The 16,557-nt window shown below is 69.4% G+C and carries 14 protein-coding genes; 1 reads left to right on the forward strand and 13 read right to left on the reverse strand.

The window, feature by feature from the left end:
* Positions 1 to 33 precede the first annotated feature (33 nt).
* Positions 34 to 1,200, reverse strand: a complete 1,167-nt coding sequence (locus VFQ05_14395; GenBank protein HET9327953.1) for an aminotransferase class I/II-fold pyridoxal phosphate-dependent enzyme — start codon at positions 1,198 to 1,200, stop codon at positions 34 to 36.
* Positions 1,197 to 2,255, reverse strand: coding sequence for a succinyl-diaminopimelate desuccinylase (gene dapE, locus VFQ05_14400; GenBank protein HET9327954.1), 1,059 nt, complete (start codon positions 2,253 to 2,255; stop codon positions 1,197 to 1,199). Before dapE ends, VFQ05_14395 begins: the two co-directional genes overlap by 4 nt.
* Before the next feature lie 81 nt (positions 2,256 to 2,336).
* Between dapE and VFQ05_14405 the strand changes: the two genes are divergently transcribed.
* A complete protein-coding gene (locus VFQ05_14405) occupies positions 2,337 to 3,146 on the forward strand; it encodes a hypothetical protein (GenBank protein HET9327955.1) in 810 nt (269 codons plus the stop codon).
* Here VFQ05_14405 and VFQ05_14410 read toward each other — a convergent pair.
* The 11 genes from VFQ05_14410 to VFQ05_14460 all read right to left on the reverse strand — a co-directional run.
* Entirely contained in the window at positions 3,143 to 3,319 is a 177-nt protein-coding gene (locus tag VFQ05_14410; protein ID HET9327956.1) for a hypothetical protein, read from the reverse strand. The two genes, VFQ05_14405 and VFQ05_14410, sit on opposite strands and share 4 nt — an antisense overlap.
* Positions 3,320 to 3,720: 401 nt before the next feature.
* Positions 3,721 to 5,322: a chaperonin GroEL gene (gene groL, locus VFQ05_14415; protein HET9327957.1), complete on the reverse strand. Its 1,602-nt coding sequence runs from the start codon at positions 5,320 to 5,322 to the stop codon at positions 3,721 to 3,723.
* Between the two features lie 30 nt (positions 5,323 to 5,352).
* Complete coding sequence (locus VFQ05_14420) at positions 5,353 to 7,083, reverse strand: hypothetical protein (GenBank protein HET9327958.1); 1,731 nt, start codon at positions 7,081 to 7,083, stop codon at positions 5,353 to 5,355.
* On the reverse strand, positions 7,071 to 8,153 hold the full coding sequence (locus tag VFQ05_14425; protein HET9327959.1) for a hypothetical protein: 1,083 nt from the start codon (positions 8,151 to 8,153) through the stop codon (positions 7,071 to 7,073). The genes VFQ05_14420 and VFQ05_14425 overlap by 13 nt, the downstream gene beginning before the upstream one ends.
* Positions 8,150 to 9,988 (reverse strand): M28 family peptidase, encoded by a 1,839-nt coding sequence (locus VFQ05_14430; GenBank protein ID HET9327960.1) that lies wholly within the window; start codon positions 9,986 to 9,988, stop codon positions 8,150 to 8,152. Before VFQ05_14430 ends, VFQ05_14425 begins: the two co-directional genes overlap by 4 nt.
* Positions 9,985 to 10,812: a type III pantothenate kinase gene (locus VFQ05_14435; GenBank protein ID HET9327961.1), complete on the reverse strand. Its 828-nt coding sequence runs from the start codon at positions 10,810 to 10,812 to the stop codon at positions 9,985 to 9,987. The genes VFQ05_14430 and VFQ05_14435 overlap by 4 nt, the downstream gene beginning before the upstream one ends.
* Positions 10,805 to 11,569: a twin-arginine translocase subunit TatC gene (gene tatC / locus VFQ05_14440; protein HET9327962.1), complete on the reverse strand. Its 765-nt coding sequence runs from the start codon at positions 11,567 to 11,569 to the stop codon at positions 10,805 to 10,807. Before tatC ends, VFQ05_14435 begins: the two co-directional genes overlap by 8 nt.
* Positions 11,566 to 12,369: a biotin--[acetyl-CoA-carboxylase] ligase gene (locus VFQ05_14445; protein ID HET9327963.1), complete on the reverse strand. Its 804-nt coding sequence runs from the start codon at positions 12,367 to 12,369 to the stop codon at positions 11,566 to 11,568. The genes tatC and VFQ05_14445 overlap by 4 nt, the downstream gene beginning before the upstream one ends.
* On the reverse strand, positions 12,362 to 13,252 hold the full coding sequence (gene nadC / locus VFQ05_14450) for a carboxylating nicotinate-nucleotide diphosphorylase (GenBank protein HET9327964.1): 891 nt from the start codon (positions 13,250 to 13,252) through the stop codon (positions 12,362 to 12,364). The genes VFQ05_14445 and nadC overlap by 8 nt, the downstream gene beginning before the upstream one ends.
* A gap of 4 nt (positions 13,253 to 13,256) precedes the next feature.
* On the reverse strand, positions 13,257 to 15,380 hold the full coding sequence (gene uvrB, locus VFQ05_14455; GenBank protein ID HET9327965.1) for an excinuclease ABC subunit UvrB: 2,124 nt from the start codon (positions 15,378 to 15,380) through the stop codon (positions 13,257 to 13,259).
* A gap of 112 nt (positions 15,381 to 15,492) precedes the next feature.
* Positions 15,493 to 16,557, reverse strand: a 1,065-nt coding sequence (locus tag VFQ05_14460; GenBank protein HET9327966.1) for a VWA domain-containing protein, incomplete at its 5' end; no start/stop codon positions are given.

Raw genomic sequence — 16,557 nt, forward strand, 5'->3', positions numbered from 1 at the left:
CGATGACGGCGGACCAGCGCTCGACCACGGAGGTCATCGTGCGGGGGCGGCGGCCACCGAGCTCATCCGCTCGACCGCTTGCCGGCATTGATCGAGCGTCGGCACCAGCGCCCAGCGGACGTAGCCGGCTCCCGCGGCATCGAGGAACGACCCCGGCAGCGCGATCACGCCCACTCGCATGAGGCGCTCGACGAACGCCACATCGTCGCCGCCCGGCGCGCGGGTCCACAGGAAGAACGAGGCCTCGCTGGCTTCGATCGTCCAGCCGAAGCGCTCGAACGCGGCGCGCACCACGTCGCGCTTGGCGGCGTAGCGGGCGCGCAGGAGGTCGGCGTGCGCGTCGTCGTTCCACGCCGCGACCGCCGCCTTCTGGATGAACTCGGGCGTGGACGCGCCGAGGTTGGGACGCAGGCGGCGCAGCGCCTCGATCAGCCGCGGATCGCCGGCCATGAAGCCGGAACGATAGCCGGTCATCGCCGAGCGCTTGCTGAGCGTGTGGAAAGCGATCACGTGCTCGAGCCCGAACTCGAGGGCTGAGTGCGGCGGATCGCCGAAGTACACCTCGGAATACGCCTCGTCCGAGGCGACCCAGAAGCCGAAGCGCCGCGCCACGCCCAGCACCTTTTGAAATCCCTCGGCGTCGAGCGTCGCCCCGGTCGGGTTGTGCGGCAGGTTGAGCCACAGGAGCGCGGTGCGTGCCCACACCTCGTCCGGCACCTGGCCGGGGTCGAAGCGCCAGCCGAGAGCACTCGTGAGGGGCGCCCGCACCACCTCGGCGCCGGCCAGCACGGCGCCGGCTTCGTAGACCGGATACGCCGGCGATGGGATCACCACCGCGCGCCGCGCGGCGTCGCGATCCACCACCGCGAAGGCGAGCGAGAACACCGCCTCCTTGCTGCCGTTCACCGGCAGCACGTGACGCTCGGGATCGAGCGTCACGCCGAAGCGGCGTTTGCACCAGCGCGCGCACGCCGCGCGCAGCTCGGCGGTGCCCGCCACCGGCGGGTAGCTCGACACCACCGGCACCGCCTCGATCATCGCTTCGCGGATGAAGGCCGGGGTCTCCTCGCGCGGATCGCCAATTCCGAAGTGGATCGCCTGAACCCCGGCCGGCACGAGCTGGCGCGCGCGCTGATCGAGCGCGACGAACGCGTAGGCGCCGCCCCGCTCGAGCCAGGGATGGAGCGGCGGGAGACTCACGCCGGCTCCATGAAGGTGGCGAGCGTGCGGAAGGCCGGCTCGAGATTTCCCAGCGGGCAATATTCGCCCTGCTGATGCGCCTGCTCCGGGATGCCGGGTCCGTAATTGAAGGCGGGAATGCCGGCGGCGCTGAATTGCGCCACGTCGGTCCATCCCTGCTTGCCCGCGACCTCGAGACCGAAGCGCTGCACGAATTCGCGAACGTCCGGCGCCTCGAGCGCGACGCGTCCGGGCGGCGCCCGGTCCACCACCTGCAGCTCGAAGTCGTCCGGCACCAGGCTGCGCAGCCGGGCTTCCGCCTGCTCGAGATCGCGGTCCGGCGGGAACCGGTAATTGAGGTTGGCGACCAGCTCGTCGGGGATCACGTTCTTCGCCACGCCGGCGCTCAGCGTGGTGACCTGGAGCGTCTCTCGATACTCCACCCCGTGGAGCGAGGTCGGCGTCACCGGAAAGCGCGTCACTTCGGCCAGCCACGGCGCGGCGCGTCCGACCGCGTTGACGCCGAGCCAGGGCCTGGCGCTGTGCGCGCGCTTGCCCCGCACCGTGACCTCGACGTTCATCGAGCCCACGCAGCCCATCTCGGCTTTGAGCGAGGTGGGCTCGAGAAGCACCGCGAGCCGCGCCTCCTTGAGCCACTCCATCTCACGAATCAGACGCGTGAGCCCGTTGTTCTCGAGCGGGCCTTCCTCGGCGTCGTAGAACACGCAAGCCAGATCGAAACGCAGTGGGTCGGGATCGAGCCGCTCGGCGAGCGCCAGCATCACCGCGTCGCCGGCCTTCATGTCGCTGCTGCCGAGCCCCACGAGACGATCGCCGTCGCGAGACGCCGGCACGCCGTCGCCCGGCACGGTGTCGAGGTGGCCGGCCAGCACCAGCAGCGGCCGGCCGCGGCGCGGGCCGCGCCACACCACGGCGTTGCCCGAGCGCAGCACCTCGCCGTGCGCACGGGCGTCCAGACGCTCGTGGACCCATTGGGCGATCCGCGCCTCCTGGCCGGTGAGGCTCGGAATGTTGACCAGAGTCTCGAGCAGGTCCGCGAGATCGTCGGCGAGCATTCGGGTGGGTTCCAGGGCGCGCGACTCTAGCACCGGTTCGCGACGTTGCGCCACACGACGAGCGGTCGTTAGCATGCCGTCATGAAACCTGGCCCGGCCGCGACCACGGCGCTCCACCTCCGCGGCAAGGATGTTCTGCCGCTCCTCCAGCGCATCTCGACCAACGCGCTCGTCGACCTGCCTTCGGGCAGCGCGCGGCCGACCTTGTTCTGCGACTTCCGCGGCCGGCTGCTCCACCGCGTGCTGGTCTATCTGACCCGGCATCGGACCGTGTGGCTGCTTCGAGACGACGCGCCCGGGGCGGAGCTGGCATCCTTCCTCGATCGCCACGTGTTCCGCGAGGACGTCACGATCGAAGACCGGTCGAGCGAGCTGCCGGTGGCGCTCGACCTGGCGGTGACCGAGACCCGGGAAGAGAACGGCATCCCGCGCCGCGTGGCGTGCGGCGACGATCGGCTCGAAATCGGCGGGACGCCGCGTGTCGATGCCCGCGCGCGCATCCTCGCCGGCCGGCCGGCTCACGGCCACGAGATCGTCGACGCCTACAACCCGTTCGAGGTGGGACTCGGTGACGAAGTGCACCTCGACAAGGGCTGCTACACCGGTCAGGAAGCGCTGCAACGCCTCATCACCTACCACAGCGTGCGGCGTGGATTGGCCCGGGTCGAGGGACGAGGCGCCCCTCCGCCGACTCCGGCCGCGCTCGAGTGGGACGGCGAGCGGGCGGGTGCTCTCACCAGCGCCGCAGCCGACGGCACGGACCGCTGGATCGGTCTGGCGGTGATCCGTACCGAGCGACTCGAGTCGGGAGCGATTCCGACACTTTCGGGGATTCCACTCCTGGCCGCACCCACGGCCCTCGAAACCCCGCGACCGCTCGGCCGGCCCTAGCCCCCGGCCGGAACGGCGTCGAGCCGGTTGACGGTTTTTTCCTCGTCGGCCGGCGGTTTTCTGCCGCGTTCCGTGCGGCGCGTCGCGTCCGGCGGGACGGTCCTCGGCGAGGGCGACGCGCCGATCGCCTTGGGCTCCATGGTCTTCGGCTGGAAACGGCCGTGAGCCTTCACGTCAGAGCACCCTCCGGCGGCTGTCAGGCAGACCCGACACTTCTTTCGCGCGCGACCCTTCCGATCGACGACGCCCAACTGGACCGAACGCCGCAAGTCCTTCGCCTCCAACGACCAAGCCGGAGCACCTCCTGCCGCGGATTGCTTCTTGCGAATACAGGACAGCGGCAAAGGGCCTGGCGATGGCACGACGGGCCCCCGCACGCGAAATCGAGCCGGGCTACTCTCGCGTCCTCGACACGACTCTTGGGCTATCCCTATCCCGATCGTTCGAGAAGCGACGCTTGGTTCCCCAACCCGGCTCCAGTCAGGCGGCCCCTCGCGCAAGCGGGGGGTCGTCGTTTGTGCGAAGCGTTCGATCGCCAGCCGGGCGCCCTCGCGCGAGGGACCCCGCGCGCCACTCACTCCTCCGGCGGCTCCTCCCCTTCTTCTTCCGGGGCCTCGACCACGATCGCATCCGTGGTGAGCACGAGGCCGCCGATGCTGGCGGCGTTCTGCAGCGCGCTGCGCGCCACCTTCGCCGCGTCGAGCACGCCGGCGGCGATCAAGTCACCGTAGCCGCCCGATAGCGCGTCGTAGCCGAACGGCCCTTCGCCGCGCCGGATGTTGGCGAGGGCGAGGGCTCCGTCCTCTCCCGCGTTGTCCGCGATCTGCCGCGCAGGCTCCTCGAGCGCGCGGCGCACGATGCCGCGCCCGTGGCCTTCGTCGCCAGCGCCACCTTGGGCCTCGATCGCGCGCTGGGCACGGAGCAGCGCCACGCCCCCGCCGACCACGACGCCTTCCTCGATCGCGGCCCGTGTGGCGGCCAGCGCGTCCTCGAGACGCGAGCGGCGCTCGCGCATCTCGATCTCGGTCGCGCCGCCGACGTAGACCACCGCGATCCCGCCCTGCAGCTTCGAGAGCCGGGCGCGGAGCTGGCTCTTCTCGTGATCGGAATCGCAGCGCGAGAGCTCGCGCTCGAGCTGCCGCAGGCGCTCGCGGATCTCCGTCTGGCGGCCACCGCCTTCGACCAGCGTGGTGCTCTCGCGATCGACGACCACCCGCTTCACCCTGCCGAAGTCCTCGGACTCGACCCGCTCGAGCGTGGTCCCGCGCTCGGCGCTCACGATCCGCGCGCCGGTGAGGACGGCCAGGTCCTCCATCAGCGCCCGGCGCTCGTCGCCGATCGCCGGCGCCTTGACCGCCACCGACGCCAGCGTGCCGCGCAGCCGGTTCACCACCATCATGGCGAGCGCTTCGCCTTCGACGTCATCCGCCACCACCAGCAGCGGCCGGCGGGTCCGCGCGGCAGTCTCGAGGACGTGGAGGAGCTGCTGCGAGGACGAGAGCTTGACGTCGGTGAGCAGCACCAGCGCGTTCTCGAGCGTCACCGACATGGCTTCCGGATCGGTGACGAAGTAAGGCGACAGATAGCCGCGATCGAAGCGCAGCCCTTCCACCACCTCGAGCTTGGTCTCGAAGCCGTGGCCATCCTCGATCGAGACCATTCCCTGGCGGCCGACCCGCTCGAGCGCCTCGGCGATCAGCTCCCCCATCGCGCGGTCGTGGTTGGCGGCCACGCTCGCCACACGCACGATGTCGGCCCGGCCCTCGATCGGCGTCGAGAGCCGCCGCAGCTCGTCGACCACGATGCCCACCGCGTGATCGATCCCGCGCTTGATCGCCATCGGGTGCGCGCCCGACGACACCGCGCGCAAGCCTTCGCCGACGATGCGGTGCGCGAGCACGGTGGCGGTGGTGGTGCCGTCCCCCGCCGTCTCGCCGGTCTTGGTGGCGACTTCGCGCAGCAGCAGCACGCCCATGTTCTCGAACGGATTCTCGAGCTCGATCTCCCGGGCGATCGTGAGCCCGTCGTTGGTGATGGTGGGCGGACCGTCCCGGCGATGGATGACCACGTTGCGTCCGCGCGGACCGAGCGTGACGCGGACCGCGCCGGCCAGCTGATCCACGCCACGCCACAAGGCGGCGCGCGCGGCGTCGTCGAACTCGATGCGCTTCCCCATGAGGTGTCGGTCCCTTTCGAGGTGCCGCGCTCAGCGCCGCGGCCGATGGCGCGCGAGGCGCAAGGCGTCGGCGCGAATCTCCGCGTCGGCCCCGGGCAGCGACGCGGCCCGCTCGTACCACAGCGCGGCGCCCGTCGAGTCCCCGAGGGTCTCGCGGCAGACGGCGGCATTGTATGCGAACTCGACGCTGGACGAATCGACCGCCGCCAGCTTCTCGTACTCCGTGGCCGCGGCGGCCCAGTCTCCGCCCTTGGCGAGCGCGCCGGCGAGCGTCTCGTGGTCGGTGACCCAGCGCGGGTTCTCGCGCCGCGCCGCCGCGACATCCTCGGCGCCGGCCACGACCGGCACCCAGCCCTCGACGTCGAAGCGGAAGAAGCGATCCTCTCCCGCCGGCTCCGATGGAAGGCGCGGGCGAAACGCCGGGTAGTAACCGCCGCGCAGCGTCGAATCGCCGTACCACACCCGCAGCGCAGGTGCGTCGCCGGCCAGGAACCCGACGTTGCTCGGCACCCGCACGAAGTAGAAGCGTGAGTGCGGCGGCGGATCGGGTGCGATGCGCCGGAGGTCGGCGCGCATGAAGGTGATGAAGGAGCCCGCCCGCCGCTGGTACCACTCGCTGCCCCAGTCACGCGAGGGCGTATCGGCGCGCGCGCTGCGCAGCACGACCATCAGCGTCACCAGCGCGAGTGCGAATCCCGGCCGTCTCGCCAGCAGCACTCCGAGCGCCAGCCAGGCGCCGAGCGCGCCGAGCAGCGCGTAATACGAGTGCCAGCCGAGCGTGGGCAGCAGCAACGGCGCCCAACCCGCCAGCGCCCAGACGCCGGCGAACGCCAGCACCGATCCGGCCGGCCGTGGAGGCGGCGAGGCGCGGCGCGCGCCCCACATCAGAAGGGCACCCAGCGCGAGCGCGCCGGGCAGCGCGCGCGCGAGCACCCACGACCACGGGCGCTCGGGGCGCGGCAGCGCGTCGAGGTTGAAGGGCACGGCGAGCGTGCGGCCGGCGATCATGTAGAGCGGTGGATGAAGTCCCGGCTCGAGAGGATCGGCGATCGGCTTCCACAGTCGGCCGCCCAGCACCGGATGGAACAGCGCCCAGGCGGCGACGATCACCGCCATCGGCCAGATCCACCGCAGCGCCTCGGACAGCGCTCGCCGGTCGATGAAGCGCCGGTGAGCGAGCGCGAGCGCGGGCAGCACGGCGGCGGCTTCCTTGCTGAGCAGCGCCAGCGCCAGCGCCGCGCAGGCGATGCCGCGCGCGCCGGCACTCACCGCGAGCAGGAACGCGATGGTGAACGCCAGCATCCACAGGTCCTGGACCCCGGCGATCCACACCATCGGAACGCCCCACGCCGAGAGCGTCGCCAGGCCGGCCACCGCGACCGTCGCCGCCCTCGTCCCGGCCAGCCGGCGGAACAGGACGAAGGCGCCGCCGAGCACGGCGAGCGCCAGCGCCCAGCTCACCAGATGGAAAGGTAGCTCGCGGGTCCCGAAGAGGTGCTGCAGGGTCCAGTAGTGGAGCTCACGCGACCAGGGCCGGTACCAGTGAAAGGCCAGCGCTTCCGGCTTCCACAGCGAGACGAACGACGCGGAGCGCGTCTTGTCGAGGAAGATGTAGTCGTCGTTGATGAAGGGAACCGACCAGGCGCCGGCGTACTGGCTGACGAAGAAGACCGCGAGCCCGATCAGCACCGCGGCCAGCGGCAGGCTTCGCGCGCCGCGCCCTCCCGCGGCGGCGCGCGGGGCGCTCTTCAGGGCTTCCACTCCGCGAGGAAGAGATTGGTCTCGCCGCGCCCCTTGGCCCCCCGGTTCGACGAGAACACCAGCCACCGGCCATCGGGGCTGAACATCGGAAAACCATCGAACGTCGCGTCGCGGGTGACGGCCTTGGGCTCCCCGCCCGCCACCGGCACGAGGTAGAGGTCGAAGTTCCGTCCCCGCGGGTTCTCCCAATTGGAGGAGTAGATGAGCGACTTGCCGTCCGGCGTGAAGTACGGCGCGAACGAGGCGCCGGGCTTGTCGGTCACCTTCCGCTTGCCCGATCCGTCGGCCTTCATCACCCACAGATCCAGATGCGACGGCCGGATCAAGTGCTTCGCCAGCAGCTTCTGGTAATCGGCGCGTGACGAGTCGCTCGCGGGGTACTCGGCTCGCCAGCAGATCCACTCGCCGTCCCGGGAGAAGAAGGCGCCGCCGTCGTAGCCCGCCTGGCTGGTGAGCCGCGTCACGTCGGAGCCGTCGGACTTCATCTTGTAGAGGTCGAGGTCACCGTCGCGGACCGAGGTGAACACGATCCACTTGCCATCGGTCGACACCGTGGCTTCCGCGTCGTATCCGGGCGTGCGCGTGAGCCGATCGAGGTCGGTGCCGTCGGGCTTGGCGGTGAAGATGTCGTACGAGGGGTAGAGCGCCCACACGTAGCCTTGCGAGAAGTCCGGCAACGGCGGGCACGTGTCCGCGCCCAGGTGCGTGGACGAGAACAGCACGCGGCGGTCGGCGTCATAGAAGTACCCGCAGGTCGTGCGCCCCTTGCCGTTGCTGACCCGCCGCACCGCGCCGGTGCCGAGCTCCATCACGAACTGCTGGTCGCACGGGTAGCCGTCACGAGTCGACTGGAAGATCAGCTTGGTGCCGTCGGCCGACCAGTAGGCCTCGGCATTCTCACCGCCGAAGGTGAGCTGCCACAGGCGTGCGATGTGGGTCTCCCCTTTGCGGATCAGAGTGTCGGCCGCCACGGCGGTCGGAGGCACGGGACGGGCGGGGGGCTGGCCCATCGCGAGCGGCGCGATCGCGAGTGCGATGAGCGCCGGAGCGGCGAGGCGCGCGGCCTTCATGGGCGCCTCCCGAGCAACGCGACCACGTCCACGTCGGCGCCGCCGCGATGCACGGTGATCCGCACTTCCTGACCGGGCTTTCGCGAGCGCAGCGCGAAGGTGTAGTCGTAGATGTTGTCGATGCGCACGCCGTCGAACTTCACGATCACGTCGCCTCCCCGCAGGCCGGCCTTCTCCGCCGGGCTGCCGTTGCGAACTCCCGAGAGCAGCACGCCGCCCTCGGTCTTGAGGTAGTCGGGGATCGTCCCCAGATAGGCGCCGTAGCCGCCTCCGCCGGCGATGCGGCCCATCGAGCTGTCCGCCTGGGCACGCACGTAGGTCGGTTTCGGGCGCGCGTCCAGCGAGTCGATGAGCGCCGCCGCGAAGCGCGCGACCTTCGACAGCCCTTCGTAATTGACCTTGTCCCAGGTGTCGCTCGGCCGGTGGTAGTCGGCATGAGCGCCGGTGAAGAGCATCAGCACGGGCACCTTCCTCTTGTAGAAAGACGAATGGTCGCTCGGCCCGAAGCCGTCGCTCGAGGTCTTGAGGTCGAACTTCTCGGTGGCCTGGTTCACGCGCGGCACGAAATCAGCGAACTCGGTCGCGGTGCCGGTGCCCATGACCATCAGCCGGTTGTCGCGCAGCCGCCCCACCATGTCCATGTTGAGCATCGCTTCGATGCTCTCGAGCGGGCGCGTCGGCTGGTCCACGAAGTGGCCCGAGCCGACGAGCCCCATCTCTTCGCCGGTGTAGGCGCAGAACACCAGGTTGTGGAGCGGCCGCCTCCCCGCCTTGGCATGCCGTCCCGCGCGCGACGCGACCTCCATCATCGCGGCCACGCCCGAGGCGTTGTCATCGGCGCCGACGTGCGGCACGCGCTCGTTGGGCGCCAGCGACGATTCGCCACCGTAGCCGAGGTGATCGTAGTGGGCGCCCACGACGAGCGTGCGCGTGGTGTCGCGGCCCGGGATCCATCCGACGACGTTCCTGATGACCGCCTTGGTGCGCTTCAGCGTCACGGTGACGATCGCGGATTCCGGAAGCGCGATGCTATGCGGCCGTCCGCGCGAGTCGATCGCTTCCTGCAGCGAGGCCAGCGTCGCGCCCGGAGGCAGCAAGGCTTGCGCGGCCTTCTCCGAGAGCTGCGCCGCCAGGAGCCCGCTCGTCATATAGCCGGCGCCGTCGGCGCGCGGCTTCCGCAGCGGCTCGCCGGCGTGGTGGCGGGGACCGTTCACCACCAGCATGCCGAGCGCGCCGTGCTCGCGCGCGTTGATCGCCTTGGTGCGCAGCTCGGCATGGGGCGTGTTGACGCTGCCGTCGAACCGGCTGGTCGAGTCCATCTCACCAGGCTCCTGCGTGAGCACGAGCACCAGCTTGTCGCGCACGTCGAGGCCGGCGTAATCGTCGTAGTCGAACGCCGGCGCAGTGATGCCGTAGCCCGCGAACACCACCGGCGCTTTCAGCGTGCCATTGGTCGAGAAGCCGATCGGCTGGAAGTCCTCCCCGACCGCGAACCTCCGGCCGCGCACTTCGAGTCCTCCCGGGACGCCGACCTCGACTCCGGTCGTGACCTCGATCGGCTGGAAGAAGGCGCCGTCTTCTCCCCCGGGCTCGAGGCCGAAGCCGCGCATGCGACCGGCGAGGTACTCCGCCGCCTGTTCCTGCCCTTTGGTCCCTGGCCCGCGCCCTTCCCACGCGGGATCGGCCATACGACGAACGTCCTCGCGCAGAAGGCCTTGGAGGTCTTTCCTCCACTTCTGATCGAGGTCGGTCCTGGAGGTGGCGGCGCCGAGGAGGGCCGCTGCCCACAACAATCCGACGGCCGTCATCCACCACCGTGCGCGAGGTCGCTTCATCGATTCTCCTCCCAGATCGAGGCCATGCCTTTGAGCGTCAGCGTCTCGTCGACGCGGTTGATGGTCTCGCATTCGGCGGCCACCACGTGAGCAAGGCCACCGGTCGCAATCACATGAGGGGTTCCCTTCATCTCGAGCGCGAGCCTACGGACGAGCGCGTCCACCTGGCCCGCGGCGCCCCAGATCACCCCGGCCTGCAGCGCCTCTTCGGTCGACCGGCCCACGGCGTGCGATGGGCGCCGCAGCTCCACCCGGGCGATGCGCGCCGCCCGGCGGTACAGCTCCTCCGCCGAGGTCAGCACTCCGGGAGCGATGATGCCGCCGAGGAACGCGCCCTGCGGGGAGACGCAATCGAAGGTGGTGGCGGTGCCGAGATCGACGACGATCGCCGGCGTTCCGTAGAGATCGCGCGCCGCGATCGCGTTGGCGAGCCGGTCGGGGCCGACCGCGGTGCGATCGTGGTAGCGGATCGGCATGCTCTTCACCGTCGACACGCCCACCTCGACCGGAGGAGCGCCGGCCACGCGCTCGAGTGCTCTGACCCACGCCAGCGTGAGCGCCGGCGCCACCGAGCACACCACCGATCCGGCGAGCGAGCCGGCCGCCGTCTGCGCCGAGGCCAGCAGCGACTCGACGCGCAGGCGCGCCTCGTCGGACGTGGTCCGCCCCGAGCTGAGCCGCCAGTGCTGCCGGGCATCGAGGCCTTCCATCAGCGCCAGCTTGGTCTCGCTGGTGCCGATGTCGACCGCGAGGATCCGGCTCGATCCCTTGATCCGGCGAGGCCGTCGCGAGCTCGTGGCTGGCTTGCGCTTCTTCTCAGGCACCGTGAACCTCCTCGATCGACGCATCGGTGCGCGCGCGGCGTCGCGCCACCAGCCACGAAAGCCCGACGCTCACGAAATAGAGCACCGTCATCGGCAGCCCCATCACGATCTGCGCCGTCACCACGTCGCCGGGCGTGATGATGGCCGTGAGCAGGAAGGCGCCGACGATGGCGAAGCGCCACTGCTGGAGCAGCACGCGCGGCGTGACCAGCCCGAGCGCGGTGAGCGTCATGGTCACGAGCGGCAGCTGGCACAACAGGCCGCACGCGAACCCCAGGTTGTAGAAGAAGCCGAGCAGGTCGCTCAAGCGGATCTGCGCCACCATGCTGGGCGTCATGAATCCCGACAGCACGTCGAGCACGAGCGGCACGACGTAGGCGAAGGCCGCCCACATGCCGAGGGCGAACAGGAGCATCGAGAGCAGCGCCATCGGAAGGATCATGGAGCGCTCGCGCTTGAGCAGCCCGGGAACGATGAACTGCCACACCCGGTAGAACACGTAAGGCGAGACTAGCAGCAGGCCCAGCATCAGCGACAGCTTGAAGCGCTCGTTGAAGGCTTCGAGCGGCGCCAGCACGATGGTGTGGCCGACGCTCCTCTTGATGAGCGTCTCCATGACCATGGGCGCGAACATCCATCCCGCGATCGCGCCCGCCAGGCAGGCGACCACGACGTGCATCAGCACCCGCCGGAACTCGTCGAGATGCTCGAGGAACGGCATCTCTCCGGTCTGGCGCGGGTCCGGGCGTCCGCTCACGGCGCGTCTCCCCACGACACCTCGAGATCGCCCGCGAACACCGTCGTGCGCTCCCCGGTCGCGGTCTCGACGATCAGCCCCCCGGACGGATCCAGGTCGCGCGCCACGCCCTCGAGCACGCCGGCGCCGGTGCGCACCGTGACCGGCCGTCCCCAGAAGCCCGCCTGCTTTCGCCACGCCTCGAGCACCTCGTCGTGATCGCCTTCCTGGTGCTCGTCCCACAGCGGCTCGAGCGCGTTGAGGAACGCGGCCGCCACGCCTTCACGCGGCACGCGACGGCCTTCGATCGCGAGCGAGGTGGCCTGGTCCCGGAGCTCGGGCGGGAAATCTTCTTTGCTCTGAGCCACGTTGACCCCCACGCCCATGACCACGATGTCCGTGCCTTCGGCGTTGCGGCGGCTCTCGGCGAGGATCCCCGAGAGCTTGCGACCGCCGGCCAGCAAGTCGTTCGGCCACTTGAGGCGCGCCTGGAAGCCGAGCGCGTCCAGCCCGCGGGCGAGCGCCAGCCCCGCCACCAGGGGCGCCGTGGTCAAAGCACCCCGGTCGCAACCCGGATGGAGCAGCACCGAGAGCGCCAGCCCCTTCGCGGGTGCGGTGTGCCACGATCGTCCCGCGCGGCCGCGGCCGCGCGTCTGCGCATCGGCGATCACGCAGGCGCCTTCGTCGGCGCCTTGCTGGGCCAGGTCCCACAGCAGGTCGTTGGTGGAGTCCACCTCGGCGCGCGTGAAGAGCACGTGCCCGAGCCGATGGGTCCTCAGCGAGCGCTGGAAGAGCGCGCGGTCGAAGGTGCCTTCAGCCAACGTCCTCGATCTCCAGGCTGAGGTTCACGGCCGGCGCGGAATGCGTGAGCGCGCCGACCGAGAGGTAGTCGACGCCGGTCTCCGCGTAGCGTCGCACGTTGTCGAGCGAAAGACCGCCCGAGACCTCGACCTCCGGCCAGCGGCGCGCCTCCTTGCGCATGCGGCGCGACTCGGGAGGATGCTTGGCGAACCACTGGTCGACTTCCTCGACCGCGCGCCGCACCTCTTCCACCGGTCGGTTGTCGACCAGGATTCGATCGACCTCCGGACGGAGCGCTTCGTGGAGCTGCGCCAGGGACTCGACCTCGACCTCGAGCGGCACGTCCTGGCGGGTGCGCTGGATGCGCTCGATCGCCGCCGTCACGCCGCCCGCGGCGCGAATGTGGTTGTCCTTCACCAGGTACATGTCCCACAGCGCGAAGCGATGGTTCTCGCCGCCGCCGAGCTTCACCGCGTACTTTTCGAGATAACGCAGCCCGGGAGTGGTCTTGCGGGTGTCGAGGATGGTGGCGCCCGTGCCATGGACGGCCTGGACGAAACGGCGGGTCTGCGTGGCCACGCTGGTGAGCCGCTGCAGGAAGTTGAGCGCCGTGCGCTCGCCGGTGAGGATGCCGCCCGCCGATCCGAACACGCGCGCCACGGCCACCCCCGCCTCCACGCCGTCGCCGTCGGCGGCGAGCGGCTCGAAGGTCAGGTGCGCGTCGACCTCGCGGAAGGTCAGGCGCGCCACCTCGAGCCCCGCCACCACGCAGGGCTCCTTCATCACGATCACCGCGCGGGCGCCGATGCCGGCCGGCAGCGTGTTGAGCGTGGTGATGTCCCCGCTTCCCACGTCTTCGGACAGCGCCCACTTCACCAGCGGAAGAGCGACGGCTTCGAGCATGGGATCAGCGACGGCCCTTGGATCGGTGGGTGCTCCGGCGTCCGCTGCGCGCCATCTCCCCGCCCGCGCCGTGCCGCGGCGCCGAGCGGGCCGGCGCCGTCACGCCGCCCACGCCCGCCTTCTCGGCCTCGGCGAGCGCCGCCTGCACGTCCTCGATCCGGTCGCGCAGGCTCGCGGCGCGCTCGAAGTCCAGCACCCTGGCCGCGGCCAGCATCTCGGTCTCGAGCTGCGCGATCAGCTTCTGCGGATCGTCGTGGTCGAGCGTCGACAGCAGCGTGCGGACCTCGTCCTGCTCCCCCTGGCCGATGGCATCCGCCACCGAGGTGGACTGGAGGATCTCTTCCACGCTCTTCACGATCGTGCGCGGCGTGATGCCGTGCTCCTGGTTGTAGGCGAGCTGCTTTTCGCGGCGGCGATTGGTCTCGTCCATCGCCCGCCGCATGGAAGCGGTGATCTGGTCGGCGTAGAGGATGACCCGGCCCCCGACGTTGCGAGCCGCCCGCCCCGCGGTCTGGATGAGCGATCGCTCGGAGCGCAGGAAGCCTTCCTTGTCGGCGTCGAGGATGGCCACCAGCGAGACTTCCGGGAGGTCCAGTCCTTCACGAAGGAGGTTGATGCCGACCAGTACGTCGAACACACCGCGCCGCAGGTCGCGGAGGATTTCCACCCGCTCGAGCGTGTCGATGTCCGAGTGCAGGTATCGCACTTTGACGCCCAGTTCCTGGTAGTACGTCGTCAGATCCTCAGCCATTCGCTTGGTCAGCGTCGTAACCAGGACGCGCTCCCTGCGCTCCGCCCGCTGCCGGATCTCCTGCAACAAGTCGTCCACCTGACCACGCACGGGTCGTACCTCGATCGGCGGATCCATCAACCCGGTCGGCCGAATCACCTGCTCGACCACCACCCCTCCCGCCTTCGACAACTCGTACGGGCCGGGCGTCGCCGAGACGAACACCACTTGCTTCGCCCGCTGTTCCCATTCGTCGAAGTTGAGCGGACGATTGTCGAGCGCTGATGGCAGCCGGAAGCCGTAGGCGACGAGGACCTCCTTGCGCGAGCGATCGCCGAAGTACATCCCGCGGATCTGCGGCACAGTCTGGTGACTCTCATCCACGATGACGAGCGCGTCGTCGGGAAGGTAGTCCATGAGCGTCGGCGGCGCCGCGCCGGGCGGACGGCCGGTCAGATGCCGTGCGTAGTTCTCGATACCGTGGCAGTAGCCGATCTCGCGAATCATCTCGAGGTCGAACATCGTCCGCTGGTGCAGACGTTGTGCTTCGAGCAGCTTTCCTTCTGACTCGAGCTCGCTTCGTCGCTGCACGAGCTCTGCCTTGATCGACTCGACGGCCAGCTTCGTGCGGTCTCGCGAGGTCACGAAGTGCGACTTCGGGTAGACCGCCACCTTGTCGAGACGGCGGATGACCTTTCCGGTCAGCGGGTCGAACCACGCCAGCTCGTCCACCTCGTCGCCGAACAAGCCGATGCGCAGCGCGTGCTCTTCGTACGACGGCACCACTTCGACGATGTCGCCGCGGACGCGGAAGGTGCCGCGGCCGAACTCCATGTCGTTGCGCTCGTACTGGATCTCCACCAGCTTCCGCAGGATCTGCTCGCGATCGATCCGCTGACCCACTTCGAGCGGCAGCAGCAGCCCGTAGTACGCCTCCGGCGATCCCAGACCGTAGATGCACGACACGCTCGCGACGATGATGACGTCGCGCCGCTCGAAGAGCGAGCGCGTCGCGGACAGCCGCATGCGATCGATCTCGTCGTTGATCGTCGCTTCCTTCTCGATGTACGAGTCGGTCGACGGCACGTAGGCTTCCGGCTGGTAGTAGTCGTAATAGCTGACGAAGTACTCGACGGCATTCTCGGGAAAGAAGCGCTTGAACTCCTGATAGAGCTGCGCGGCCAGCGTCTTGTTGTGCGCCATGACCAGCGTGGGCCGGTTCACGCGCGCGAGCACCTGCGCCATCGTGTAGGTCTTGCCGGACCCGGTGACGCCGAGGAGCACCTGACGGAGGTCGCCGCGATTCAGTCCGTCGACGAGCTCCGGCACCGCGTGGACCTGGTCGCCGCGGATCTCGAATTCGCTGACCAGTTTGAATTGATCGTAGACGGAGGGCATGGCCAAACGACGATTGTACCGGCTTTAGGCTTTAGGCTTTGGGCTTTCGGCTCACCCAGAGCCTCTAGAGCCTAGAGCCTAGAGCCCAAAATCCAGAACCCAAAGTCCAAGCCTACTTGCGATAGGGCGCGAAGTAGCCCTTGCGCGACTGCACGCGCAGATCCCTGGCATCCGGCCGACGGACCTTGATCTCGACTTTACGCCAGCTGCCGTCGGTCGCGGTGTTGGTGGAGACGTAGCCGACGCTGTACTGCGCGCGAATCTGCATGAGGATCTTGTCGTAAGCCTCCTCGATCTGCTTCATCTGGTACGGAAAGAAGGCCTCGCCGCCGCTCTCGGTCGCCAGCTGCGTCAGACGGAGCCGCTGTTCGGCGCGCACGCTGCTCGGCTGGTTCTCGAGGAAGCCGATCGAGTAGACCGTGACGTCGGAGGCACGGATCAGCGTCAGCACGTCGCCGAATCTAATCGTGCTGCGGGTGTCTCCGCCGTCGGTGAAGAGCACCAGGATCTTGCGGCCTTGGACCTCCGCGGCGCTGTCCAGATAGACCCCGAGCGCGTCGTACATCGCGGTGAAGCCGCTTGGCTTGCGCGAGCGGATGCGCTCCACCAGGCGCGGGAAGTCCAGCTGGCCGTACTTGGCGACGCGCACTTCGGTATCGAAATCGACAAGGGTGATGTCCTTGGCGTCCGAGAGCGTGTTGAGGAACTTGACGGCGGCCGACCGCGACAGCTTGATGTCCGCGTCCATGCTGCCACTGGTGTCGAAGAGCAGACCGATATGCAGCTCCGGCCCGCTGTCTTCATCGCCGCGTGCGAAGTAGTCGATCGTCTGCTTCTTGCCGTCCTCGAAGATCTCGAGGTCGTCACGCGTGAGGTCGGTCAGGAAGTTGGCGCGCTTGTCGGAAACCGTGACGCCCAGGCTGACGATCTCGGTCCCGGTTTTGAACGTCGGTTGCCCGCCTTGACCGAGGGCGGCGCGCGAGTCTAAAGGTTGGGCGGTCAGCGCGGTTGCGCACATGACGAGGGCAAATCCCGCCAGAACCCGCAGAACCCGCGCCTCAGGCCCCCTGAACCCCATGGAAGACCCATCATAAACCCGCCCCAGCCGCCGAGAGGCGTATAATGGGGGTTTGGAGCGTATGTCTAGGGTGTCTCCTTGGACAGGCGCGAACACTCC

The organism is Candidatus Eisenbacteria bacterium, from assembly GCA_035712145.1.
Classification (GTDB): Bacteria; Eisenbacteria; RBG-16-71-46; order RBG-16-71-46; family RBG-16-71-46; genus DASTBI01.

Excerpts from the sequence above, each read along its gene's own strand:
- dapE (HET9327954.1), bottom strand. The coding sequence starts at position 2,255 with ATGCTCGCCGACGATCTCGCGGACCTGCTCGAGACTCTGGTCAACATT.
- VFQ05_14405 (HET9327955.1), top strand. The coding sequence starts at position 2,337 with ATGAAACCTGGCCCGGCCGCGACCACGGCGCTCCACCTCCGCGGCAAG.
- groL (HET9327957.1), bottom strand. The coding sequence starts at position 5,322 with ATGGGGAAGCGCATCGAGTTCGACGACGCCGCGCGCGCCGCCTTGTGG.
- VFQ05_14425 (HET9327959.1), bottom strand. The coding sequence starts at position 8,153 with ATGAAGGCCGCGCGCCTCGCCGCTCCGGCGCTCATCGCACTCGCGATC.
- VFQ05_14430 (HET9327960.1), bottom strand. The coding sequence starts at position 9,988 with ATGAAGCGACCTCGCGCACGGTGGTGGATGACGGCCGTCGGATTGTTG.
- nadC (HET9327964.1), bottom strand. The coding sequence starts at position 13,252 with ATGCTCGAAGCCGTCGCTCTTCCGCTGGTGAAGTGGGCGCTGTCCGAA.
- uvrB (HET9327965.1), bottom strand. The coding sequence starts at position 15,380 with ATGCCCTCCGTCTACGATCAATTCAAACTGGTCAGCGAATTCGAGATC.